This is a genomic window from Candidatus Symbiopectobacterium sp. NZEC151, assembly GCF_025962655.1.
Taxonomy (GTDB): domain Bacteria; phylum Pseudomonadota; class Gammaproteobacteria; order Enterobacterales; family Enterobacteriaceae; genus Symbiopectobacterium.
Genome location: NZ_JAGFPE010000001.1, coordinates 885,026 through 908,230 on the forward strand (window position 1 = coordinate 885,026; position 23,205 = coordinate 908,230).

The following is a 23,205-nucleotide window of genomic DNA, read 5'->3' on the forward strand; positions in this document are numbered from 1 at the left end:
TATGATTGCAAAAGACGCAGAACAGAGAGGGGATAACCTGCGCGCGCTGCACCCGTTACTGAGCGTGACGGATCTCAGCGTGCGATTTGCCACCGAGGAAGGTGATGTCACGGCGGTGAACGCGCTGAGTTTTACCATTGATCAGGGCGAAACGCTGGGCATTGTCGGAGAATCAGGCTCGGGAAAATCACAGACCGCGTTCGCGCTGATGGGGTTGCTGGCGGCAAATGGCCAAGCCAGCGGCTCGGCCCGCTTTATCGGGCATGAGATTCTTAATCTGCCTGAAAAATCGCTCAATAAGCTGCGGGCGAAAGAGATCGCCATGATTTTTCAGGATCCGATGACCTCGCTCAATCCTTATATGCGCGTCGGTGAACAACTGATGGAAGTGCTGATGTTTCATCAGGGGTGCAGTCGCAGCGAAGCGTTCGACGGTGCGGTTAACATGCTGGATGCGGTGCGCATGCCAGAGGCGCGACAGCGGATGAAGATGTACCCCCATGAGTTTTCCGGCGGCATGCGCCAACGGGTGATGATTGCCATGGCGCTGCTGTGTCAGCCAAAGCTGCTGATCGCCGATGAACCGACCACGGCGCTGGATGTGACGGTTCAGGCGCAAATGATGATGTTGCTTGCGGATTTAAAACGGGAATTCAACACCGCCATCATCATGATTACCCATGATTTAGGCGTGGTGGCAGGCATTTGTGACAAGGTGTTGGTGATGTATGCGGGTCGCACTATGGAGTATGGCAGCGCGCGCGATGTATTTTATCGTCCCTCGCACCCTTATTCGGTAGGATTGTTGAACGCAGTGCCCCGTCTGGACGTCAGTGACGAAACGCTGGCCACGATACCCGGTAATCCGCCCAATTTGTTGCATTTACCGCCGGGGTGTCCCTTCCTTCCCCGCTGTCCTTATGCCATGGAGCGTTGCCAGGAGGTGCCCGCGTTAACCACGTTTGATGCGGGTCGGATGCGTGCCTGTTTTCGCGCGGTAGAGGAGGTGCTATGACAACCCAACAGGAAAAACGCGTCATCCTCGACGTACGTGACCTCTGTGTACATTTCGCTGTCAATGCGCGCAAAAAATGGTTCTGGCAACCCGCACAGTCGCTCAGAGCGGTCGATGGCGTCACGTTTCGCCTCTATGAAGGTGAAACGCTGGGTATCGTCGGTGAATCGGGTTGCGGTAAATCGACCCTGGCGCGTGCCATCATCGGGCTGGTGAAAGCCACCAGCGGACAGATTTGCTGGTTGGGTCAGGATTTGTGCCACATCCATCAGGACGGGTGGCGTCACGTTCGCAACGATATTCAAATGATTTTTCAAGACCCGCTGGCGTCTCTTAACCCGCGTATGACGGTGGGTGAGATCATTGCCGAGCCGCTGCGCACTTATCGTAACGATCTGTCCCGGCAAGTGATCAACGAGCGCGTCAAAAATATGATGCAGAAGGTGGGGTTACTGCCTAACCAGATTAACCGCTATCCCCACGAGTTTTCCGGAGGCCAGTGCCAGCGTATCGGTATTGCCCGGGCGTTGATTTTACGCCCCAAGTTGATTATTTGTGATGAGCCGGTATCGGCGCTCGATGTGTCGATTCAGGCGCAGGTGGTGAATCTGCTGCGTCAATTGCAGAAGGAAATGCAACTGTCGCTGATTTTTATCGCGCACGATCTCTCGGTGGTGAAACACATTTCCGATCGCGTACTGGTGATGTATCTCGGGCACGCCGTGGAGTTGGCCACCGATGACGCCTTGTTTGGCAACCCGTTGCACCCTTACACCCAGGCGCTGATGTCGGCAGTGCCGATCCCCGATCCCGACAAAGAGCGCAGCAAGCGGATACAGCTGTTGGAGGGGGAGTTGCCTTCACCGATTAACCCGCCCACCGGCTGCGTATTTTGCACTCGCTGTCCGATAGCCAGCGAAACCTGTGTCAAGACGCGCCCGTTGCTGGAAGGCAATTTTACCCATGCGGTCTCGTGTCTGAAAGTCGATCCGCTACAAGGCTGATCATAAAAAAGGCCTGCACATAGGCAGGCCTTAAGCGCGGCGAGTTACTCACGCCACAAGATATGGCACATCTTGTTGTCTTTTTCCCGGCAAATCAAAATACGCGCAAACACGTCGTCGATCGGGTCGCCATCTTTTGCTGCCAAACCAATCACCACTTCAGCAAAAAAGTCCGGATTCAAATCGACATCGACATGTTCCTGCCAGTCCTCGGCAGGATCGAATAATTCCGCACCGCCGCGCTCTTCAAATTGAAGATTGAACAGGATGATATCCGCCGGGTCGAGGTTGTCTGACGCCAGTTCAAGAAAGATATCGTAGGCTTGCTCAAGCGTTTCATCTTCCGTAAGACGGTTGTTCAGGTCCATAAGACATTTCCATAGATTCAGTAATGGCACTATTAGAACATGACGGCTCGGCTATTGACAGCGCAACGCACGGCGATTATCAGGAGCTCGTGCATCACAAAAACGGGCTGAAAAAGTAAAACAGGCGCTCGACAATACGCTGCCAGTAGGGACGCTGTTGCCATTTGCTTTCATCCATCAGGCGTGAACGTGCGATGTAGTCTTCCTGCACGCAGGCCAGATCGCTGCCAAAGCCGTCATCGTCGATCACCAGCGTGATTTCGAAGTTAAGCCACAGGCTGCGCATGTCGAGATTAACGGTGCCTACCAGACTGAGTTGTCCATCGACCAACACGCTTTTGGTGTGCAGTAATCCATCTTGAAACTGATAGATTTTTACTCCTGCGGCAAACAGCTCATTGAAAAAAGCGCGGCTGGCCCAGCCGACTAACACCGAGTCGTTTTTGTGCGGCAAGATAATGCTGACATCGACGCCGCGCTGTGCCGCGGTACAGATGGCGTGCAGCAGATCGTCACTGGGTACGAAGTAGGGCGTGGTCATGATCAACTGGTGTCGCGCGGAGTAGACGGCCGTCAGCAGCGCTTGGTGGATCATGTCTTCGGGGTAGCCCGGACCGGATGCAATCACTTGCACGGTATGTCCGCGTTCCTGTTCGAACGGCATCAGCCCGACGTCCGGCGGTGGAGGCAACAGGCGTTGACCCGTTTCCATTTCCCAGTCGCAGCAATAGATGATGCCCATGGTGGTAGTGATCGGACCTTCAATACGCGCCATCAAATCGACCCACTGGCCGACGCCCGCATCCTGTTTGAAAAAGCGCGGATCGACCATGTTCATGCTGCCGGTATAGGCAATCCGGTTATCAATCAGGATCACTTTGCGGTGCTGGCGTAAATCCATGCGACGCAGAAAAGCACGAAACAGGTTAACCTTGAGGGCTTCCACCACCTCAATACCGGCATCGCGCATCTGTGACGGGGCTGTGCTGTGGAAGAAATCGACGCTTCCCGCAGAATCCAGCAAAATTCGACAGGTTACGCCGCGTTGCGCCGCTTTTTTCAAGGCCGCAGTAACCTGTTCTACTAACCCGCCGGGTTGCCAGATGTAAAACACCATCTCGATGTCGCTGCGTGCCAGGTCGATATCCCGCACCAGGCCTTTGATGGTATCTTCAAAGGTGGTCAACAGTTGCAACTGGTTTCCCTTGATGCCGCCAATCCCCTGACGGCGCTCGCACAGTTGGAACAGCGAGCGAGCCACTTCACTGTTCTCCGTGGCGAAGATCTGCCGATACTCGGCCAGTTCCCGCAGCCATTTTGCCGTTGAAGGCCACATGCGGCTGGCGCGTTCGGCGCGCCGCTTACCCAGATGCAACTCACCAAACGAGAGGTAGGCGATAATACCGACCAGCGGCAGAATATAGATGACCAGCAACCAGGCCATTGCAGAAGGAACCGCACGGCGCTTCATCAAGACGCGAAGTGTGACGCCAGCGATCAGCAGCCAGTAACCCAGAACCAGTAGCCAACTTAACAGCGTGTAAAAAGTGGTCATAGCAGCGTACAGATCCCTTCAGCACACGATTGACATAAAGTGTACGCATAGTTTGTCAAAAGAGGAAATTCCTTTCGTCTGAATAGAATAGGGCGAAATTGCCGGTACCGACACAGCAAAAAGGCCAGGGTGCTTGGAATGACCTGAGAACGCGCTATACTACCACGCCGCACCCCCTCCCGTTTTCGATAAAGAGTGTTGTCATGAGACGCAGCAGAAATGAAGTGATCCGGTGGCGCATGTTACGCCAGGTTCAACGACGCAGAGGTCGTTGGTTGGAAGCCCAGTCACGCACCTATCGGCATATTCACTATGCCCGTTATCTGCAACAGAAACATCAGCGTCGTGCTCTGCTGTATGCGGTGGCCTACGAGTGGTAGTGGTCCAAACGGACATGCTAGCTGTCTGAACGGCCACAGGTTGTGGCCGTTGTTTGTTAGTGCGTTGTCCGTGCGCGGCTAGCGCGCCATTCCTAATAGTGCGGATGAGGCAGGTTGCCCCGTTTCCAGCGCGTTTGCGGTGGGCAGGGTGAAGAGGGTGACGGATGAGCGCAATTGCTCGGTCTGGTCCAGTAACGAATTGAAGGTATCGGCGCTGGCTTCGACCTGACTGACATTCTGTTTGACCGTATCGTTCAGGGTTTGAATGCGGTCAGTTACCGCCTGAATGTGCTGGGTTTGCTGCGAGGAAATGTCGGCGATTTCATTAAGAAAAGCACCGGTGCCCTGCGCGGAGCTGATGATATTTTGCAGACTGTCGCTCAATTTCTTGACCAATTTGGCACCGGTCGCGACGCTGCTGTCTGAGTCGCGAATCAGTACATTAATGTGCTGTGCCGACTGGCTACTCTGCGCTGCCAGAGTACCAACCTCACGGGCAACCACCGCGAAACCGCGTCCCAGTTCACCCGCTCTCGCGGCCTCAATGGCGGCATTCAATGAAAGAATGTGCGTTTGAAACGCCACGTTTTCAATCATCCCGATAGCATCCGTCATCTCTTTGGTGCGTCCGGTGATATCGGACATCGCAGCATGCACGTCATTCATCATCAATTCACCGTGAGCCGCCATGGAGCTGGTATTCAAGGCATGCTGGCTGGCCTGCTCGGTATGCTGGGTGTGCTGCGCCAGTTGTGCATTCAACTGAAGAATGTTGTCCGTGGTCGCTTTAAGCTCATTGGCTTGCAGGCGCGCCTGTGAAAACAGCGCCTGATTATCCACCGCGACGCGGTCAACGTGCTGCGTCATGCCGTCAATGCCGTGGCGCACTTGGCTAACAAGATTGGTTAACCCGGATTGCATTTGTGCCATGCTGCGATTTAACACAGCGATTTCGCGGGTGCAGCCGCTGTTCTCATCAAGTTGCTGGGAGAGATCTCCCGACGCAATGCGTCCAAGGTGATGAATAATGCGGTTGAGGGGGCGAATGATGATCCGGTTTACGGTGGCCCACACGCACAGCGAGACGGCCAGCAGCAGCCCGAGAACCACCATGAAGATGGTGTGAGTGCGGTCGAGGGAAATCAGAAATTGTTCGCCGTGCTGCTTTTGGCGTGAGGCATTATTCGCCAGATAGTGGCCGTATTTCTGCGTGAAATCATTTTGGTAAGCCTGAATCGGCACCATAAAAAAGATATCGATCTGATTGCTCTGTTTGATCCCGTCAGCCAGTTCGACCAACCCTTGATACAATTGTTGGTAGCTACGCAGTAACGCCTGACTGTCACTGTCATTGTCGTCAGGTTTTTCGATCTGTTGATAATAGTCCTGAGCCTGTTTGAGTGAGACTTGCGCCTCTTCCATCAGGCTATTCCAACTGCCGACGGAACCGGTTTCTTTATCAACCATCAGGTAGATGCCAGCCCGGTTTAGCTTATCGCTGGCGGTCATCGCCGCCATACGCGCCTGATCCAACAGCGCCTGTTGTTCACGTAAACGATCGTTGGCAGCGGTATCACGCTGTACCTGGGTCATGGTGTTGGAAATAATCGCGATTGACATCAGTTGCAGCAGTGAAAACAAACCGATAATCAGCAATAACCCCAAAAAAATGCTGGGTCGGAATCTGCGGAACAATGTCCCTTTTCCCTTCAGAAACGCGAATTGTGCTAGCATAAGTCCTGGCTCTCAATCAACAAGAGTCAGTACCCTAACATTGTTAAATGACTATATTATTTCAGCTTTTTCCTTCAGTGGCTGATGTTATTCAAATTCACTGAAATAGTTATGGCGTTGAATTGCTGCCAGTAATACAGCAAAAACGCGCCAAACCGGGCGCTTTTGCTGCGTCATAAATGCTGTCTTAAACAAAATAACCGTTGAAATTGCAGGGTTAAAATACCTTTTTATAGGGTTTTACGGTTACGCTCTGGTACACGCCTGCGGCCACGTAGGGATCGGCATCGGCCCAGCGCTGCGCATCGCTCAGAGAGGGAAATTCGGCGATAACCGCGGAACCGGTAAATCCTGCATCACCGGGCGTTTCACTATCAACGGCGGGTAACGGACCTGCCGTCAGCAAGCGACCTTCATCGCGCAAGGTTTGCAACCGTGCCAAATGGGCAGGGCGTGCAGCCAGACGATTAGACAATGAACTGGGAACGTCCTGAGCAAAAATGATGTACAACATCTTGATAATCCTCAAGGGAATAGCGTGAAAATACCATCATACTCCGCCCGTGGTTTTTTTAACAAACTATCGGGTTCTTATTGAATATGATTGCTATTTGCATTTAAACTTGGGCGGCTAAGAGGACAACGAAAAATTATGCCGCAAACAACTTTATTAGGTATCCGCCGCCAATCCTGGTCTTTTTTACTTTCTGTTGGCGCTCATGGTGGATTAATCGCCGTATTGTTATACGCATCGTTTAATGACGCACTTGAACTTCCGCAAGCGACGAAGCCGATCAGCGTCGTGATGGTTGCGCCTGCGGCGACGGAAGCGGCCCCTGCACCGCAGGCCGCACAGCCCGAGCCGGAGCCAGAACCGCAGGTTGAGGCAGTGAAACAGCCGGAGCCTGAGCCGGAACCCTTACCGCAGCCTGTCGCGATCCCGTTACCAGAGCCCAAGCCAGAACCGAAGCCCAAGCCGAAACCGAAAACGGAGCCGGTAAAGAAAAAGGTTGAGCCACCGAAGAAGACGCAAGAGAAGGCAGATGAGAAACAGCCTCCTTCGCCGTTTACCTCGGAGGATGCCAGCAAAACCCGTGACAATGCGCCTGTGCGCCAAGCCCCGGCACCGTCTGCCTCAGCGCAGTCATCAGGACCGCGGCCGTTGAGCCGTGCGCAACCGCAGTATCCGGCACGCGCTTTTGCGCTGCGCGTAGAAGGCCGGGCAACGCTTCAGTTTGATGTGGATAGCGAAGGGCGAGTAGACAATATTCGCGTGCTGAACGCCCAGCCGCGCAACATGTTTGAACGCGATATTCGTCAGGCAATGCGTAAATGGCGCTACGAAGCGGGAAAACCGGGCAAGGATTTGCAGGTAACCATCATCTTTAAAATTGATGGCGGTGCCGTGGTTGAATAAACCTGCCACTGCAAACCAAAAAAAAGAACCGCAAATGCGGTTCTTTTTTTGCCCAAGCCCGATGACGTTAGGGGGCCGGGTCGGGTGCGGTAAAGTGGCTTTTCCCGGCCGGTAGTTCGCAGGGATGGCCCGCTTCATCCACCGCAACGTAGGTGAAAAGCGCCTGGGTTGCACGGTAACGTTGCCCGATGGGGGCGGTGGAGACCTTCTTCACCCACACTTCAACGTTGATATCCAACGAACTGCGCCCGGTTCGCAGACAGCGGGCATAGCAGCAAACCACGTCACCGACGGCGACAGGCTTGAGGAAGCTCATGCCGTCAACGCGTACTGTGACAACGCGCCCTTCGGCAATCTCTTTCGCCATGATGGCACCGCCAATGTCCATTTGCGACATCAGCCAGCCACCAAAGATATCGCCATTGGCATTGGTATCCGCGGGCATGGCCAGCGTGCGCAGAACCAGCTCACCGTGAGGTGCAGTTTGAGTAGTGCTCATCGTCGTCTCAGGTTAACGGTTAAAGGATTACTGTTTGCTTTCGTTATTGTTCTGCTCAGGCGGCAGATGGCGATAGATATACACGCCACAGGCCAGTGTAAACAACAAGGTGAGCCCTGTCAGCCCAAACACTTTGAAGTTCATCCACAGCCCTTCTGATAACCAGAATGCGACATAGATATTGAGCAGTCCACAGGCAATGAAAAACAGCGCCCAGGCCGTATTCAGTTTACGCCACACCGGCTGCGGCAGCGTAATCTCTTTACCCAGCATGCTCTGAATCAGCGACTTGTTGAAAAACCACTGACCAATCAGTAACGCACCGGCGAACAGCGCATAGATGATCGTCACTTTCCATTTGATGAATTCGGGGTTATGGAAATAGATAGTCAGCCCGCCGAACACCGCCACCAACACCACAGTGACCAGCATGGTTTTTTCCACTTTGCGAAATTTGTACCAGCTGTAGAGAAAAGCAGCGAGTGTGGCAGCGATCAGCGCGCCAGTTGCCCAAAAGATATCGTGCAGTTTATATACGACGAAAAAAATAACTAAAGGTAAAAAATCAAGAAGTTGCTTCATTATATCGACCCATTACAACGCGAGGTGCCAAAGATTAACCACATTCACCCGTAGGCGATCGTCTGCTGCTGGTTGTCATTATCCTTGATTGCGCCATTCGCATCCTGTTTTATCGTAAGAATTTGCAGAACATTACTTTTCTGTTAATCAAACATGCCGCCCGCAGACGGCATGTTCGCTCATTATTGACGCAGCAACATATACAGACGGAAAAGGTAAATCAAAAAGAGCGCAGAGATCAGGTTACTCACCCCATTCATCAGGATTGCCATGGTGGTAGGCGATGCCAGCGGCAGACGCGCTACCAGCATCAGCAGGGCAACCTTTGCCAACAACCAAAAGAGCACAGCAGGAGCAATCAGCTTCAGATTGGCATAGGCGAGCTTTGCGCTGAGGCGGATGGAGGCGAAAACGCCTTTATTCTCAACCGCGGCGATCACGGGAGATAAACTGACTGCGATGGCCAGCAACACCCCCGGCACGATCAACAGCAGCATGCCCAGTTGCACTAAAATGGTACCCACCAGGATCAAAAAGAACAGTCGCGGCAGCAGCGGTGCGGAGGCACCAATCGCGCGCAGCGCGCTGGTGGCTTGTCCGGCCGAAACCTGTCTCACCAGCGTCAACACACCGCCGGTCAGCAACGCATTGCCGACCAATGCGGCAAAGGTGCTGGCTGCGGAAACTTTAAGCAGCACCATCTGTTGCTCGGGCGTCATTTGTTGAATCAGATCGTGCAGCCCCAACTGGCCGGTGCTGGAGAGATCGCCACTGACATTACTCAATAGCTGTAACTGTTCCGGTGCCGGTATTAATGCCTGATTTAACATGACAGTAATGACCGCCGTGAGTAATGACAGCAACAACAGGCCGATAAGTTGGTTACGCGTAAAATTCATAGTGTCACGGTAGAGGGTACCGGCCGTGATAGACATGAAGGCTCCTTGGCTATTCAACAGTGAAAACGACGCGTCTCCGCGCCCAATGATCCACATTGTAACCTGTTACCTCAAAAGGTTGCACCTTGCTGCACGTCTGAAAAGGGTATTCGCTGCAAATTTATTCGGCAGGGTAAAGCGGGGGCAAGCCATAGCGGGCTCTGGCGCGATTGCAGGCGTCATTTTCCTCACCGTTCTCACCAGACCGTAAAAACTCACGGCACGGTGAGGGGCGCTGTGCATAGATGTTGCAACTGACAGCCTGACCGATCTCGCCTTCAAGCGCAGCACAGCGGCAGTGCGCTGTGCTGTTGGTGCCCTGCATACAGCGGATAAACGGGGTAATGGGTTCTGTCAGGTTTGCTGGCGTCAGTCCGCCGCCGTCATCAGCCTCTGCCCAGTAAAATGAGACACGAAAAAAACCGCAGCAGGCACCGCATCGCAGGCAGCTGTTGAGGTTATCACCGATATTCGATTTCCGGTTCGACGTATCCATGGTTTACCTCTTCCACAACGTCATCACAGGGGGCCGGGCAGTCATTCACTATAGCGCTACGGCCTCAGCGCCGTGAAGGCTCAGTATCACTCTGCGCACTAAATGCGCTTTAAACTAAAAATTGATGTGAATCAATTTTAGGATTTTTAAGCATTTAGCTCATCTTGATGTGTTTTGGATTTCGCTTTTTTAGCGTGAAAGTTGTGATCTGGCTTAAAACAAGAATACCTACTTAGAGGTATTCTGCGCTCGACTTTAAACCATATAAAGGGAGTGGGTAATAATGAAAAAAACGTCTTTGGCTCTACTCGTCGCAACGTTGCTGCCTGTTTTCGCTCAGGCGCATCAGGCAGGTGATTTTATTGTGCGTGCAGGAACGGCTACCGTGCGCCCGAATGCGGGTGGGGACACGGTGCTGGGTGTCAGCTCTTTTAAGGTCGATAACGATACGCAGTTGGGGCTGACGTTCAGCTACATGGTCACGGATAACATCGGTGTTGAATTGCTGGCTGCAACCCCGTTTACGCACAATGTTGGGTTGCAAACGGTCGGTAATGTGGCACAGGTGAGCCATTTGCCCCCGTCTTTAATGGCGCAGTATTATTTTCGTGATGCGAAAGATAAGCTGCGTCCGTATCTGGGGGTGGGGATCAACTACACCCTATTCTTCGATGAGAAATTCAACGATCATGGTAAGAGTATGGGCTTAAGCGATCTCAGTGCGAAAAACTCGTGGGGGGTGGCCGCACAGGCTGGGTTGGATTATAACCTGGATAAAAACTGGCTGATTAATGCCTCGATTTGGTGGATGGATATTGATACCGACGTCCGTTTTAATTCGCCTGCTGGCCCACAATCGATCAGCACTCGGCTCGATCCGTTCACCTTTATGTTTGGGGTTGGCTATCGTTTTTAATATATATACAACCTGATAGTAACAATTATACCTGCGGCGCTTTCGAGCGCCGTATTTATTTCCAGATAAACTATCACGCACTAAACTATATATTCTACTGGCACAAAAAAACGGCGGGTATTAATCCGCCGTTTTTCAACACAGGGTAAAACCAACCAATAAGGCTAACGTAATAAACGGTTAGCTATTAGAAGTTGTACTGCACACCAACACGGTAACGAGTTTGACGCTCGTCAGTGGTTTTGGCGTAATCAACGTTGCCGACCTGAACGTACGGAGTCCAGTTTTTATCCACTTTGTAAGACAGTTTTACATCGTGGTTCATGTTGTAGTTGTCGTTGTCGAACAGGTAACCGTCTGAACCGGCTTTGTTGTTTTTGTTATATTCGAACTCATACTCAACCGTGAAGTTGGCAGGCAGTTTATAACCGAGGGTAGCGGTGATAGTATAACCGGTCATATCGGTCATTTTGTTCTGGCCGATGTTGCCGCTGAAACGTTGGTAGAACGGACGATAGCGCAGGCCAGCGTAGAAGGAATCCGTGACGTTAGCGGTACCTTTGATGTAAGGGCGGTAGTTGTTGGTAGTAGATGCCGATACCATGTTTAAGCCCGCTTCAACACCAAACGTTTTGTCGAACTTATAAGCATAGCTGGCAGTCACTTCGGTGCCGTTGCTTACTGGTTCATTATAAGCTTTGTTCGGGGTAATACGGTTACCAACAGTTTTGTCGTTAGGTTCACCGTTTTTCCATTTGCCTTCCAGAGAAAGACCGAAACCGTTATCAAAACGGTTGGAGATCAGCAGACGGTCTGCGTGGTCAGCTTTAGCGGTATCTTTCATTTCATGACGGTAGTCAATGGTCACAGCCATGGAGCTCATGCTGACTAACGAGGTTACCAACACCGCGAGTAATTTAGCTTTCATTATATCATCCCATGTCAAGAGAATTATTATTAAAGAGAAGACGCTACTTTTTTATAGCAAGTCCATTGTATGTATTCTTTCTTACAGTAATGTGAACAAGATCTTCAAAATCAGATATTAGTTCAGCTATTTCATTTTTGTGATTTCGTTCAATTAATCAAGCGAAATTTTATGTATTTAAAATTGAAATATCGTTTTGAATTTTATATATTTCTGTTTTGAAGTTTATCTTTCAATTGGAAATTATTTTTTACAAATTAACGCAAATTGAAATATATTTATTGTTGATTATTTGATTGTGTTAAAAATCGATTTCCCCAGCAATGAATTTCTCCGTAAAATAATCATAAATAGGGTCTTGTCAGGGCGAAAAAATATTTTTCCCACTGCCATGTCCGGTGCCAGGTCTGATAAACGGTGGGATTTGCGCGATAACGCAGTGAAAAATGCTATCCCCGCCAGAGGAATACCTGGCGGGGAGGGGAGAAAAGGCAGGATCAGACGCGCGTAGCGGCTTTCATACGACTGACGAAATCATGCAGTTTTGCCAGCATTACGTCGGGCTGGTGGTGATGTTGTTCAATGATTCGCACAATGGCGGAGCCAGAAATCGCGCCAGCGGCACCGGAAGCGATAGCCTCTTTTACCTGTGACGGTTCTGAAATACCAAAGCCTTGCAGAGCAGGCGCAGCGTGATACTCCGTCAGCGTGGCTATCAGGTGGTGCAACGGCAGCTCAGCGCGCTTCTCCGCGCCCGTCACGCCCGCACGCGACAACAGGTAAGTATAGCCGCGGCCATGAGAGGCAATCTCTCTGAGCAAGGCGTCACTCGCGTTAGGCGGGCAGATAAAAATCGGCGCAACATTGTGTCGCAACGCGGCAGTGCGGAAGGGCGCAGATTCTTCAATCGGCACGTCGGCGATCAGCACGGAATCAACGCCCGCGTCGGCACAGCGCTGATAAAAAGCATCGATACCGTTGCTGAATACCAGATTGGCGTACATCAACAAGCCAATAGGCATGGTGGGGTGCTTCTGACGGATGGCCGCCAGCATCTCAAAACAGTGTCCAGGGGTGACCCCCGCTTCAAACGCGCGCAAGGTTGCGGCCTGAATCGTGGGGCCGTCCGCCAACGGATCGGAAAAGGGAATGCCTAATTCTAACGCATCGGCACCGGCATCGATTAAGGTATGAATAATCTGCAATGAGAGTGCCGGGGTTGGATCGCCTAAGGTGACGAAGGGAACAAAGGCACCTTCTTTCTTTTCAGCCAGCTGTGCAAACCGTTGTTGATAACGCTCCATCAGATCTCCCCCCGACCTTTCAAAATATCGTGCACTGTAAATATGTCTTTATCGCCGCGGCCAGAGAGGTTAACCACCAGCAGTTGCTCTTTTTCAGGCTCCTGACGAATCATCTTCAAGGCATGTGCCAGCGCGTGAGACGATTCCAGTGCCGGAATGATGCCTTCATGGCGGGACAGCTCCTGAAACGCGTCGAGCGCTTCATCATCGGTAATAGAGACGTAGTCGGCGCGCCCAATGCTGTTCAGGTGGGCGTGCTGCGGACCGACTGACGGGAAATCCAGCCCGGCAGAAAGGGAGTAGGACTCCTCGATTTGGCCGTCGGACGTCTGCATCATGGGCGATTTCATGCCAAAATAGATCCCCACGCGGCCGTGTTTCAGCGGTGCGCCGTGTTGCCCGCTCTCAATACCCAGTCCCGCAGGTTCAACGCCAATCAAACGCACCGGGGTTTCTTCGATGAAATCGGCAAACATGCCGATGGCGTTGGAGCCGCCGCCGACGCAGGCGATAACGGCGTCAGGTAAACGCCCTTCGTGCTCCAGAATCTGCGCTTTGGTCTCTTCACCAATCATGCGCTGGAATTCACGCACAATCGTCGGGAACGGGTGCGGCCCGGCGGCGGTCCCCAATAAATAGTGTGCCTTGTCATAGCTGCCAGACCAGTCGCGCAGCGCCTCGTTACAGGCATCTTTCAGCGTGGAAGAGCCGCTGTGCACCGGGATCACTTCGGCACCCATCAGTCGCATACGGAACACGTTGGGTGACTGACGCTCGACGTCTTTGGCCCCCATATAGATACGGCATTTCAGGCCAAGCAGGGCACAGGCCAGTGCGGTTGCCACACCGTGCTGCCCTGCGCCGGTTTCGGCGATGATCTCGGTTTTCCCCATGCGCTGGGCTAACAACGCCTGGCCCAACACCTGGTTGGTTTTATGTGCGCCACCGTGCAGCAGATCTTCACGCTTGAGATACAGCGTGGCGCGTGTGCCCTGGGTCAGATTACGGCAGCGGGTGAGCGCCGTGGGACGACCCGCATAGTTTTTCAGCAGATCGGTAAAGGCGGCCTGAAATTCAGGATCTTTCTGTGCGTCAACAAAGGCCTGTTCCAATTGCTGTAACGCGGGGATCAGTATCTGCGGCACATACTGCCCGCCGAATTCACCAAAGTAAGGATTAAGTAACGTCATAATGTTCCTGTCTTTCCTGTCAGTGCTAATCGAAAAATTGAAGCGTGTCGCGCCGTACTGTCCGGCGATTATTGCGGGTAGAGCGGGGCAAAGGCGGCATGGATTTTCACCGCGTCTTTGATCCCGGGTTCGCTTTCGACACCTGAGTTAACATCCAGTCCGGCACAGCCGAGCTGTGCGGCTTTAGCGCTATTGAATACATTCACGCCACCGGCCAACAGCACGTTACTCAGATCGGCCTCATGCAATAAATTCCAGTCAAAACGCTCGCCGCTGCCGCCTTGTCCGTTATCGAACAGGTAGCGATTCACACCGGCAAAATCGCGTTTGGGCAGTCTTTTTTCAACGCTGAGCGCTTTCCAGATCTGGCAGGTGGCGGGCAGCAGCGCGCGCAGATCATCAATGGCGGTCTGATTTTCATTGCCGTGTAGTTGCACGGCGAACAACCCCAGTTGTCGGGCGGTCTGTGCAATCTCTGCGGCAGGCGCGTTACGAAATACGCCAACGTAGCGCAACGGTGCACCGGACATCACCGTCGGTGCGAACGCCGGTGTCACATAGCGTGGAGAGGAGGGCACAAAGATCAACCCGCCATACACTGCACCGGCGTTGTACGCCGCCGCGGCGTCCATGGCACGTGTGAGCCCACACACCTTATTCTCACCCAGGATCAGGCGGCGCACCGCTAACGACAGATTGGGCTCTGACATCAGCGAACTGCCAACCAGAAAACCGTTGGCATAGGCGCTGAGCTCGCGGATTTGTGCGGCGTTATGAATGCCGGATTCACTGATTACCGTAACATTTTTGGGCAAGCGCGGGGCCAGCGTGCGCGTGCGGTCGAGGTCGATAGACAGATCGCGCAAATCGCGATTGTTGATACCGACCACGCGAGCCTTGAGCGCGATAGCCCGTTCCAGCTCGGCCTCGTTACTCACTTCTGTCAATACGCCCATTTTCAGGCTGTGCGCCACCTGAGCCAGTTCGCGGTACTCATGATCGTCAAGCACCGACAGCATCAGCAGAATGGCATCGGCCTGATAATGGCGCGCCAGATAAATCTGGTATTCCGAGATGATGAAATCCTTGCACAGCACCGGCTGTCTGACGACAGCGCTGATGCGCGGTAGAAAATCAAAACTGCCCTGAAAATATTTCTCATCGGTCAGTACTGAGATAGCGGAGGCGTAATCGCTGTAGACGCGGGCAATGGCCACCGGATCAAAATCTTCGCGAATCAGCCCCTTGGAAGGCGATGCCTTTTTGCATTCCAGAATAAACGCGGGCTTTTTATGTTTGAGCGCCGCATAAAAATCGCGCTGGCTGGGAACAAGATCCGCTTGAAAGCTGGATAACGGCTGTGCTTGCTGGCGCGCAACAATCCAACTCACTTTATCTTTAACGATGTTACCCAATACGGTCTTGTTCAGTTCTGACTCTTGCATAGCACCTTTACCCTCTGGCGGCGAGCGCTGTCACGCGCTGATAGGCCTGCCCGCTGTGAATAACATCCAATGCCTGCTGCGCGTTCTGGCGCAAATCTTCTTGCCCGAACAGACGCAGCAATAATGCGACGTTGGCGGCCACGGCATTACCGTGCGCGCGTTCGCCTTTGCCTTGTAACAGACGCGCCAGAATATCACGGTTTTCTTCGGGCAGCCCGCCCTGGAGTGCAGAAAGCGAGGCGCTTTCCAGACCAAAATCGCGGTGGGTCAATTCATAGGTTTCCACCTTGCCATCACGTAATTCCGCCACCTGTGTAGGGGCGTGCAGCGCGACTTCATCCATACCGCCGCCGTGCACCACGGCTGCGCGTTGATAGCCGAGCACGCGCAGCGTTTCGGCGATGGGTGTCACCAGATGCGGGCTGTAAACCCCAATCAACGCCAGCGGCGGGCGTGCCGGGTTAATCAGCGGGCCCAGCACGTTAAACAGCGTGCGCGTTTTCAACAACTGACGTACCGGCATCGCATGGCGGAATCCGGTGTGGTACTGCGGTGCAAACAAAAAGCAGACGCCGAGATCGTCCAGCGCCTGACGCGATTGTTCGGGTGCCATATCCAGTTTAATGCCGAACGCGGACAGCAGATCGGATGAGCCGGAACGGCTGGAGACGCTGCGATTACCGTGCTTGGCAACCTTCACGCCACAGCCAGCGGCCACGAACGCGCTGGCCGTAGAGATATTGATACTGTTGGTGCCATCGCCGCCGGTGCCGACGATATCGGCAAACAGATAGTCGGGACGCGGAAAAGGTTGCGCATCAGCCAGTAAGGCCGCAGCCGCACCGGCGATCTCTTCCGGGTGTTCACCGCGAACCTTCATGCTGATCAGTGCGGCTGCCAACTGCGCGGGCTCCAACTCACCGTGCACAATCGCGCTGAACAGCGCCTGACTCTCCGCGCGCGAGATGGCCTGAGCGCCAAACAGTTTCTCCAGAATGGCTTGTTTTTCCAGTGTGGCGTCGATAGGTGCCGCGGCCAGCGTATTCACAGATGCGTGCATAACATATCCTTAAATTCGGTAATGATTTTTGTTGTGGGTCGCGATAAGGCTTATGCCAGCGCCCACGCCAGCGTCTGCTCCAGCAGACGGGCACCGTGAGTGGTCAGGATAGATTCGGGGTGAAACTGGAAGCCGCAGACGCGATCGGCGTCGTGACGCACTGCCATCACCATGCCGTTAAAATGGGCATTGACCGTGAGTTCATCAGGCACCTGACTGCCTACCAGCGAGTGGTAACGCGCGACCGGCAGTGGGTTAGGTAATCCCTGAAACATCGCCTGGCCGTCGTGCTCAATGGCCGAGGCTTTACCGTGCAGGATCTCACCGGCTTGACCCACGTGACCGCCATAGGCTTCAACAATCGCCTGATGCCCGAGACAGACGCCAATAATCGGCAAACGACCGCGCAGTTGGGTTAACAGCGCAGGCATGCAGCCTGCCTGTGCCGGGGTGCCGGGGCCGGGCGAGAGCATCAGCACCGGATTTTCCAGTGTTTTCAAGCGGGCAATGAGGGTGTCCACCGGTACCTGATTACGGTAAATCACCACGTTGTGGCCGCTGGCGCGCAACTGATCCACCAGGTTGTAGGTAAAGGAATCAATGTTATCGAGCAACAGGATATCGGCCATCAGAAGATCTCCTTGGCATGGTGAGCCGTGGCAATGGCGCGAAGCACCGCGCGCGCTTTATTACGAGTTTCGTCGGCTTCCGCCTGCGGTTGTGAATCGAGCACCACGCCCGCACCGGCCTGCACGGTAGCGATACCGTCTTCAACATAGGCAGAGCGGATGACGATGCAGGTGTCCAAATCGCCGTGAGCCGTGAAATAGCCCACGGCGCCGCCGTAGCTGCCGCGCCGTGTTTTTTCACTGTCGGCAATCAGTTGCATGGCGCGCACTTTCGGCGCACCGCTCAGCGTGCCCATGTTCATGCAGGCGCGGTAGGCGTGCAGCACGTCCAAATCCTTACGCAGCGTACCGACAACGCGGGAAACCAGATGCATCACGAATGAATAACGATCGACCTTGGTGAGGTCGGCCACGTAGCGACTGCCTGCTTCACAGATACGTGCCAGATCGTTACGCGCCAGATCGACCAGCATCAGGTGCTCAGCCAGCTCTTTATGGTCAGTACGCATTTCCAGCTCGATGCGGCTGTCGAGATCGCGATCCAGTGAACCATCCGCGCGACGGCCGCGTGGGCGCGTACCGGCAATCGGGTAGATTTCAATCTGGCGAGAATCCGCGTCGTATTTCAGCGAGCTTTCAGGCGACGCGCCAAACAAGGTGAAGTCTTGATCCTGCATAAAGAACATATAGGGGCTGGGATTGTTCTCTTTCAGCGTCTGGTACGCGGCCAGCGGCGATGGGCACGGCAGTGAGAAACGGCGTGACGGCACCACCTGGAAGATTTCACCGATGCGAATCGCTTCCTGCATTTGACGTACCACGTCACCGTATTCTTCATCGCTCTGGTTACAACTGAGCGTCATATCGGTCAGCGTCTGGCGCGGCAGCGCGGGTGCTGGCTGCTGCAACTGGTGCCCTAACTGTGCCAGACGGTGTTGCAGACGCTGACGTTCGGCGGCATCGGGCGTGAACAGACTGGCCTGTAAATGCGTGACGCGCTGTTGGTGATCGAGGATCAACAAGGTTTCTGCCAGATAAAAGCAGTAATCCGGGCAGCGTTGCTGTTGGCTGAGCGGCGGTAATGCTTCGAACCCGGCAACCAAATCGTAAGCGAACAGGCCACCGAAGAACATCGCTTCCCGCTCATCGGCGGGGCTGGTGACCAGCGTTTGCAGCAGACGCAACGCATCAAAAACTGACAGCGAACGCAGACGTGCATCTTCGTCTTGCAGGGTATCAACGGCGGGGAAGGTTAACTCACGACCGTTGGGGCGCACGGCGACATCGATATCTGCCGGTAATAGCTGGTCGAGCAATGGCAGCAGCGTCGCGCCGTTAGCGGTCAATGCCTGAATGGAGACTTGCTGCCCCAGTGCGGTGATCCGCAATGCACTATCAATGATCAACAGGCTTTTCAGATCCTGTTTACTGTCAATTTCCGCGGATTCCAGCAGCAGCGTCGCCGGTCGGGCACCGCACAGCTGATGGAAAACCGCGCTCGGATTATCGCGATAAGCGGCTTCGATGCGCAGCAGTTCAAGCTGCGGCTTATCGGTGGATGAAGATATCGTTGCTGATGTTTGCATCGTCGCTACTCTGGTTGTCTGCTGCCCGTTTATGTCGGTTTCACGTCATCGCACAGCAGTAAGTCATAAAAAAAACCCGCCAATTAAGCGGGTTTAGAGATTTTGCATGTTGTGATAACAGCTATGCGTTAATACTCCACCCGCCACAGGGAAGAGCGCCACCAACCAGCGGTTTTGAAGCTGCCGCGCGGGCTGCTGTTTACCATTGCGAGAGAGTGCGTTGCCATTATCACATTTCCATTTATTCGCTGAACTTGCGTACTAGTTAACTAGTTCATGAGCGCATTGTCAACGGGTTAACGTATTTTATTTTATCGATACCACACCGCCGTCGTGTGGTTCCCCTGCGGCGGTGTTTAATGGCATGATGTCCCGCGCCTCAGATTCCCTGAGCCGCATTAACAACCATAGGTGCCTGTGTGTCCGAACTTTCCGTTGCTCTGTCTCCCAGTCCGCTGTTTGATTTGCACAGCCACACTACCGCTTCGGATGGAGAACTGTCGCCCGGCGAACTGGTGCAACGTGCCGTCGAGATGCGCGTTGGCGTGCTGGCGATTACCGATCACGACACCGTGGGCGGGCTGGCCGCTGCGCAGCAGGCGATAGCCGCATTGAATCTGCCGTTGCGGCTGGTGCCTGGGGTTGAGATCTCCACGCTGTGGGAAAACCATGAGATTCATATCGTCGGTCTCGGCATCGACCCTGAACACGCCGCGCTGACAGACTTGCTTGAACAGCAAAAGCGCCGCCGCTGGCAGCGCGCGCAGGCGATCAGTGAGCGTTTGGAAAAGGCGCGTATTCCGGGCGCACTGGAAGGGGCGCAGCGCCTGGCCGGAGAGGGCGAAATCACCCGGGGTCATTTTGCCCGTTTTCTGGTGGAACAGGGCAAAGCCAGCAATGTGGGGCAGGTGTTCAAATCCTATCTGGCAAAAGGGAAAACCGGATATGTCCCGCCGCAGTGGTGTACAATAACAGAAGCCGTTGATGTTATTCATCATGCGGGCGGTGTAGCGGTATTGGCGCATCCTGGGCGCTATGATTTGTCGCCCAAATGGCTAAAGCGGGTGCTGGCCAGTTTTGTGGCAGCAAGCGGGGATGCGATGGAAGTGGCCCAATGCCAACAAGCGCCGGACGAACGCACTCAACTGGCGCGCTATGCGCAGGATTTTCAGCTCTATGCCTCGCAGGGCTCTGATTTTCACCGGCCCTGCGCCTGGATCGAGTTGGGTCGCAAGCTCTGGTTGCCCGGCGGCGTGACGCCGGTGTGGCAACATCCCTCGCTGGCAGTACTGCCTGTGAGCGCAGAAGCGCTGCACCGCGACGGATGCGACGCGTCGCGCTAAATTCGATGTTTAAGGACGTATCATGAGTCAGTTTTTTTATATTCATCCACAAAACCCGCAGACCCGGTTGATCAATCAATCCGTCGATGTGCTGCGTAAAGGTGGTGTGCTGGTCTATCCCACCGATTCCGGTTACGCACTGGGATGCATGTTGGGCGAGAAGAATGCCATGGAGCGCATTTGCCAAATTCGCCATCTGGACAGCAACCACAACTTCACCATCGTGTGTCGCGATCTTTCTGAAATATCGACCTATGCCTATGTGGATAATGCGGCGTTTCGCCTGATTAAAAACAATACGCCCGGTAATTACACCTTTATTTTAAAAGCCACTAAAGAGGTGCCGCGTCGGTTGATGAGTGAAAAACGTAAAACCATCGGTCTGCGTGTGCCTTCTAACGAGATAGCGCTGGCGTTGCTGGAAGCGCTGAATGAGCCGCTGATGTCGACCACATTGATGTTGCCGGGCAATGATTTTGCGGAGTCCGATCCGGAAGAGATTCAGGATCACCTGGGCAAACGGGTGGATTTAATTATCCACGGTGGATTTCTCGGACAAAAACCCACAACGGTGATTGATTTGACCGACTCCGCACCGGTGGTGGTGCGTGAAGGCACCGGTGATATCTCACCGTTTCAGTGAGATACGCGGATAAGATTGCACTGCCGCCATGCGCTTAGTTTTCCGTTTCTGACAGTGCGTGGCACAGGGTAAATTGGGTAATCGGGTGCTGTTCCCAGCCAGCCTGCAAAAATAACGGGGTCAACGCCTGCGGTACCGCGACAGGGGTAGAAATGCCCTGATGCAGTACGGCCAGCGCTTGCAGCAACCGTCGTGCATGACCTTGTCGACGGGCGGTGGGCGTGACATAAAGCGCCCGCAGCTGGGGTTTGGTAAACGCGGTGGCAACAATGGCATAGGCGTCATTGCCCGAGCGATATGCCTGTGCCGGCAGTGCGACCGTCCCCAACGGATCGAGCATCCAGGGTAACGCGTTATCAGGCGCGGCGATCATGCTGCCGATAACGCTGACCGGATCGCAACGTGTTAATGGTGCGGCTGTGTTTGTTGTTTCATCCGGTAGAGGGGCAATAAAGCCGCACAGGGTGTCCTGGCGCGTAAATCCCATCCTGTCATACAAGGCAATGCCAGCCACATTGTTGCTAATCACTTCGAGCCACAGGGCGCTGTCGCCCCGTTGACGCGCTTCATCCAGCAATCGCCCTAACATCGCTGTTCCCAACCCGCCACGACGCCAGCGCGGATGAATGGCAAAGGCAGCCAAACGGCAACGCGAGCCGCGACGCACCATGATTGCCAGCGCCACCGGGTTATTGTTGGCGCTCCAGATACGGCTCTCGGTCAATGACAGACCCTCTGCGTTAAAGCGCGTGGCAAACGTTGGGCCATCGAGGGTAAAAGGGATCACATAATCCGTGAAGCACTCGGTCAATATGGCGGCGAGCTGATGGCTGTCGTAGTGCGTGGCATCCCGGCAGACCAGCGGTGAAATTGATGTCATGGGCGTTTAACCTGTTGTGTCGGCGATAGCGTATACGGTTCCCTGGAAACAGGATTATCGGCCGATATAGCGTTGTACTCAAACAAGATGCGCTTTTTGACCTAAAATTCATGTAGAATGATCGGCCACTCGTGCTACGGGTACGGCGATGTGGCGATAAACAGAGGAAGGCATTGCCCGAATTCCTCTGCTAAACAGATACTCATCAGTGAGTTAGACGGAAAGTGACGTTAACTCATTGTTTTATCCGACGCCTGTGAAGGCGTGCAAGTGAAATATTAAAATATTTATAATCAATAAGTTAAATACTTCCAGTTAATGACTGTTACCACCTTGTGTGACAGCCATTAGTCACATCTTAACACTCATCCTGTATGTACACATTTCCCCTTCCATTTTACATTTCCACCTGACGGCTCTGCATGTTGTCCAAAATTTGTCAGTTGCACATTTTCTGCACTCTGGTTAGCCTGAGTTTAATATTAGTTTCAGATTGGGCCGACGATGACAACAGGAACAAACCGTGCTTTCAAGTACGGTAATCAGCCGATAAGAATCACTACTGTTCAGGTGGTAGAGGAGTTAGGTGGGGCTGCAACTATAAAGCAGGTCGATTCTTTTCTTAGAAGAATGTATCCTCACTATCGCGACAATACGCGCTCAAATCTTGTGATTAACACCGTAAATTGCAATCGAAGTCATTGGGATTGTAATAAAGTTGCAAGAAGAACAGATGATACCAATCATCGATACCATCAGTATGATCGATTATTCAAACGTGGAAACGTTTTTGAAGTTTATCAACCCTCTGTTCATGGTGTTTGGGAGTTGTACCAAGATCAACAAGGCAAATGGTGTTACCGCAAAGTGAAATCTGAGTTTGAAAAAGCTGTTGATGCTGCGTCAAAACTTTCCTCATCAGAACGCAAAGAGATTTTAAAAACGGAGAGTAAAACTCCCGAGCTAATCGTGGTAACAACACGAGTTTATAAGCGAAGCCCGTATGTAGTTGCCGAAGTTCTTTTAAGGGCTAATGGCAAGTGTCAAAGCTGTAAGCGTGATGCTCCTTTCCTGAAAGAAGATGGCACACCATTTCTTGAGGTTCATCACATTGAGTGGCTTTCTAATGGAGGCGATGATTCTGTGGAAAATGCTATTGCGTTATGTCCGAACTGTCACCGACAGGTACATTATGGGGTTTTGGCGTTAGTATCAATTAATAAATAAAGAATACCGGTTTGTGATAATATGAGTAGAGCAAATATCCTGAGGATTCTATGGGGATTGATTTGA

At 53.2% G+C, this 23,205-nt stretch carries 22 protein-coding genes, 1 pseudogene and 1 other annotated feature; of the genes and pseudogenes, 8 read left to right on the forward strand and 15 right to left on the reverse strand.

The annotated features are described in order from the left end of the window. Position 1 precedes the first annotated feature (1 nt). Positions 2–1,015: an oligopeptide ABC transporter ATP-binding protein OppD gene (oppD, locus tag J5067_RS04085; RefSeq protein WP_264642624.1), complete on the forward strand. Its 1,014-nt coding sequence runs from the start codon at positions 2–4 to the stop codon at positions 1,013–1,015. Then, positions 1,012–2,019, forward strand: a complete 1,008-nt coding sequence (gene oppF, locus J5067_RS04090) for a murein tripeptide/oligopeptide ABC transporter ATP binding protein OppF (protein WP_264642625.1) — start codon at positions 1,012–1,014, stop codon at positions 2,017–2,019. The genes oppD and oppF overlap by 4 nt, the downstream gene beginning before the upstream one ends. Before the next feature lie 44 nt (positions 2,020–2,063). On the opposite strand, the gene J5067_RS04095 is transcribed toward oppF, so the two are convergent. Both J5067_RS04095 and cls read right to left on the reverse strand, forming a co-directional pair. Then, positions 2,064–2,387, reverse strand: coding sequence for an HI1450 family dsDNA-mimic protein (locus J5067_RS04095; protein WP_264642626.1), 324 nt, complete (start codon positions 2,385–2,387; stop codon positions 2,064–2,066). A gap of 94 nt (positions 2,388–2,481) precedes the next feature. Then, positions 2,482–3,942: a cardiolipin synthase gene (gene cls, locus J5067_RS04100; RefSeq protein WP_264642627.1), complete on the reverse strand. Its 1,461-nt coding sequence runs from the start codon at positions 3,940–3,942 to the stop codon at positions 2,482–2,484. Between the two features lie 203 nt (positions 3,943–4,145). Between cls and J5067_RS04105 the strand changes: the two genes are divergently transcribed. Continuing rightward, on the forward strand, positions 4,146–4,322 hold the full coding sequence (locus tag J5067_RS04105; protein ID WP_196907077.1) for a YciY family protein: 177 nt from the start codon (positions 4,146–4,148) through the stop codon (positions 4,320–4,322). 78 nt (positions 4,323–4,400) lie between these two features. Here J5067_RS04105 and J5067_RS04110 read toward each other — a convergent pair whose 3' ends face one another. Beyond that, on the reverse strand, positions 4,401–6,056 hold the full coding sequence (locus J5067_RS04110) for a methyl-accepting chemotaxis protein (RefSeq protein WP_264650488.1): 1,656 nt from the start codon (positions 6,054–6,056) through the stop codon (positions 4,401–4,403). Positions 6,057–6,273: 217 nt separating this feature from the next. Continuing rightward, positions 6,274–6,570 carry a YciI family protein gene (locus J5067_RS04115; protein WP_264650489.1) on the reverse strand — a complete coding sequence of 99 codons (297 nt, stop codon included), beginning with the start codon at positions 6,568–6,570 and terminating at the stop codon, positions 6,274–6,276. A 138-nt stretch (positions 6,571–6,708) separates the two neighbouring features. Between J5067_RS04115 and tonB the strand changes: the two genes are divergently transcribed. Further along, positions 6,709–7,473 carry a TonB system transport protein TonB gene (gene tonB, locus J5067_RS04120; protein ID WP_264650490.1) on the forward strand — a complete coding sequence of 255 codons (765 nt, stop codon included), beginning with the start codon at positions 6,709–6,711 and terminating at the stop codon, positions 7,471–7,473. Positions 7,474–7,540: 67 nt separating this feature from the next. Here tonB and yciA read toward each other — a convergent pair whose 3' ends face one another. From yciA to J5067_RS04140, 4 genes are all read right to left on the reverse strand, one after another. Then, entirely contained in the window at positions 7,541–7,972 is a 432-nt protein-coding gene (gene yciA / locus J5067_RS04125; RefSeq protein ID WP_264642631.1) for an acyl-CoA thioester hydrolase YciA, read from the reverse strand. Between the two features lie 27 nt (positions 7,973–7,999). Further along, positions 8,000–8,554, reverse strand: coding sequence for a septation protein A (locus J5067_RS04130; protein WP_222160695.1), 555 nt, complete (start codon positions 8,552–8,554; stop codon positions 8,000–8,002). A 182-nt stretch (positions 8,555–8,736) separates the two neighbouring features. Then, the gene (locus tag J5067_RS04135) at positions 8,737–9,489 is read right to left on the reverse strand and encodes a YciC family protein (protein ID WP_264642632.1); all 753 of its coding nucleotides are present in this window, start codon (positions 9,487–9,489) and stop codon (positions 8,737–8,739) included. A gap of 124 nt (positions 9,490–9,613) precedes the next feature. Further along, entirely contained in the window at positions 9,614–9,988 is a 375-nt protein-coding gene (locus tag J5067_RS04140; RefSeq protein WP_264650491.1) for a YkgJ family cysteine cluster protein, read from the reverse strand. 283 nt (positions 9,989–10,271) lie between these two features. Here J5067_RS04140 and ompW point away from each other — a divergent pair, with 283 nt between their 5' ends. After that, complete coding sequence (gene ompW / locus J5067_RS04145; protein WP_264642634.1) at positions 10,272–10,904, forward strand: outer membrane protein OmpW; 633 nt, start codon at positions 10,272–10,274, stop codon at positions 10,902–10,904. Between the two features lie 187 nt (positions 10,905–11,091). On the opposite strand, the gene J5067_RS04150 is transcribed toward ompW, so the two are convergent. The 6 genes and pseudogenes from J5067_RS04150 to J5067_RS04175 form a co-directional block, all read right to left on the reverse strand. Next, positions 11,092–11,832: an oligogalacturonate-specific porin KdgM family protein gene (locus J5067_RS04150; RefSeq protein ID WP_264650492.1), complete on the reverse strand. Its 741-nt coding sequence runs from the start codon at positions 11,830–11,832 to the stop codon at positions 11,092–11,094. Positions 11,833–12,329: 497 nt separating this feature from the next. Beyond that, positions 12,330–13,136, reverse strand: a complete 807-nt coding sequence (trpA, locus tag J5067_RS04155; protein WP_264650493.1) for a tryptophan synthase subunit alpha — start codon at positions 13,134–13,136, stop codon at positions 12,330–12,332. Then, positions 13,136–14,329, reverse strand: coding sequence for a tryptophan synthase subunit beta (trpB, locus tag J5067_RS04160; RefSeq protein WP_264643722.1), 1,194 nt, complete (start codon positions 14,327–14,329; stop codon positions 13,136–13,138). Before trpB ends, trpA begins: the two co-directional genes overlap by 1 nt. A 65-nt stretch (positions 14,330–14,394) precedes the next feature. Further along, complete coding sequence (gene trpCF / locus J5067_RS04165) at positions 14,395–15,771, reverse strand: bifunctional indole-3-glycerol-phosphate synthase TrpC/phosphoribosylanthranilate isomerase TrpF (protein WP_264650494.1); 1,377 nt, start codon at positions 15,769–15,771, stop codon at positions 14,395–14,397. A gap of 7 nt (positions 15,772–15,778) precedes the next feature. Continuing rightward, positions 15,779–17,460, reverse strand: a pseudogene (trpD, locus tag J5067_RS04170) (anthranilate phosphoribosyltransferase). Further along, positions 17,460–19,046, reverse strand: coding sequence for an anthranilate synthase component 1 (locus J5067_RS04175; RefSeq protein WP_264650495.1), 1,587 nt, complete (start codon positions 19,044–19,046; stop codon positions 17,460–17,462). Before J5067_RS04175 ends, trpD begins: the two are co-directional and overlap by 1 nt. A gap of 66 nt (positions 19,047–19,112) precedes the next feature. Beyond that, positions 19,113–19,216: a sequence feature (Trp leader region), on the reverse strand. A gap of 249 nt (positions 19,217–19,465) precedes the next feature. On the opposite strand from J5067_RS04175, the gene J5067_RS04180 reads away from it, so the two are divergent. Further along, positions 19,466–20,389: a PHP domain-containing protein gene (locus tag J5067_RS04180; protein WP_264650496.1), complete on the forward strand. Its 924-nt coding sequence runs from the start codon at positions 19,466–19,468 to the stop codon at positions 20,387–20,389. Positions 20,390–20,411: 22 nt separating this feature from the next. Then, complete coding sequence (locus J5067_RS04185) at positions 20,412–21,032, forward strand: L-threonylcarbamoyladenylate synthase (RefSeq protein WP_264642641.1); 621 nt, start codon at positions 20,412–20,414, stop codon at positions 21,030–21,032. Positions 21,033–21,066: 34 nt separating this feature from the next. Here the strand turns inward: J5067_RS04185 and J5067_RS04190 are convergent, their stop codons facing one another. Next, the gene (locus J5067_RS04190) at positions 21,067–21,912 is read right to left on the reverse strand and encodes an N-acetyltransferase (protein ID WP_264628544.1); all 846 of its coding nucleotides are present in this window, start codon (positions 21,910–21,912) and stop codon (positions 21,067–21,069) included. Positions 21,913–22,416: 504 nt separating this feature from the next. On the opposite strand from J5067_RS04190, the gene J5067_RS04195 reads away from it, so the two are divergent. Further along, positions 22,417–23,139, forward strand: a complete 723-nt coding sequence (locus J5067_RS04195) for an HNH endonuclease (protein WP_264628478.1) — start codon at positions 22,417–22,419, stop codon at positions 23,137–23,139. Positions 23,140–23,205 lie beyond the last annotated feature (66 nt).

Coding starts and splice junctions, on each gene's coding strand:
- J5067_RS04135 (WP_264642632.1), bottom strand. CDS start 9,489: ATGTCTATCACGGCCGGTACCCTCTACCGTGACACTATGAATTTTACG.
- J5067_RS04150 (WP_264650492.1), bottom strand. CDS start 11,832: ATGAAAGCTAAATTACTCGCGGTGTTGGTAACCTCGTTAGTCAGCATG.
- J5067_RS04095 (WP_264642626.1), bottom strand. CDS start 2,387: ATGGACCTGAACAACCGTCTTACGGAAGATGAAACGCTTGAGCAAGCC.
- ompW (WP_264642634.1), top strand. CDS start 10,272: ATGAAAAAAACGTCTTTGGCTCTACTCGTCGCAACGTTGCTGCCTGTT.
- J5067_RS04130 (WP_222160695.1), bottom strand. CDS start 8,554: ATGAAGCAACTTCTTGATTTTTTACCTTTAGTTATTTTTTTCGTCGTA.
- J5067_RS04110 (WP_264650488.1), bottom strand. CDS start 6,056: ATGCTAGCACAATTCGCGTTTCTGAAGGGAAAAGGGACATTGTTCCGC.
- J5067_RS04190 (WP_264628544.1), bottom strand. CDS start 21,912: ATGACATCAATTTCACCGCTGGTCTGCCGGGATGCCACGCACTACGAC.
- J5067_RS04185 (WP_264642641.1), top strand. CDS start 20,412: ATGAGTCAGTTTTTTTATATTCATCCACAAAACCCGCAGACCCGGTTG.
- J5067_RS04115 (WP_264650489.1), bottom strand. CDS start 6,570: ATGTTGTACATCATTTTTGCTCAGGACGTTCCCAGTTCATTGTCTAAT.
- cls (WP_264642627.1), bottom strand. CDS start 3,942: ATGACCACTTTTTACACGCTGTTAAGTTGGCTACTGGTTCTGGGTTAC.
- oppD (WP_264642624.1), top strand. CDS start 2: ATGATTGCAAAAGACGCAGAACAGAGAGGGGATAACCTGCGCGCGCTG.
- J5067_RS04105 (WP_196907077.1), top strand. CDS start 4,146: ATGAGACGCAGCAGAAATGAAGTGATCCGGTGGCGCATGTTACGCCAG.
- J5067_RS04175 (WP_264650495.1), bottom strand. CDS start 19,046: ATGCAAACATCAGCAACGATATCTTCATCCACCGATAAGCCGCAGCTT.
- trpA (WP_264650493.1), bottom strand. CDS start 13,136: ATGGAGCGTTATCAACAACGGTTTGCACAGCTGGCTGAAAAGAAAGAA.
- yciA (WP_264642631.1), bottom strand. CDS start 7,972: ATGAGCACTACTCAAACTGCACCTCACGGTGAGCTGGTTCTGCGCACG.
- tonB (WP_264650490.1), top strand. CDS start 6,709: ATGCCGCAAACAACTTTATTAGGTATCCGCCGCCAATCCTGGTCTTTT.
- J5067_RS04195 (WP_264628478.1), top strand. CDS start 22,417: ATGACAACAGGAACAAACCGTGCTTTCAAGTACGGTAATCAGCCGATA.
- trpCF (WP_264650494.1), bottom strand. CDS start 15,771: ATGCAAGAGTCAGAACTGAACAAGACCGTATTGGGTAACATCGTTAAA.
- oppF (WP_264642625.1), top strand. CDS start 1,012: ATGACAACCCAACAGGAAAAACGCGTCATCCTCGACGTACGTGACCTC.
- J5067_RS04140 (WP_264650491.1), bottom strand. CDS start 9,988: ATGGATACGTCGAACCGGAAATCGAATATCGGTGATAACCTCAACAGC.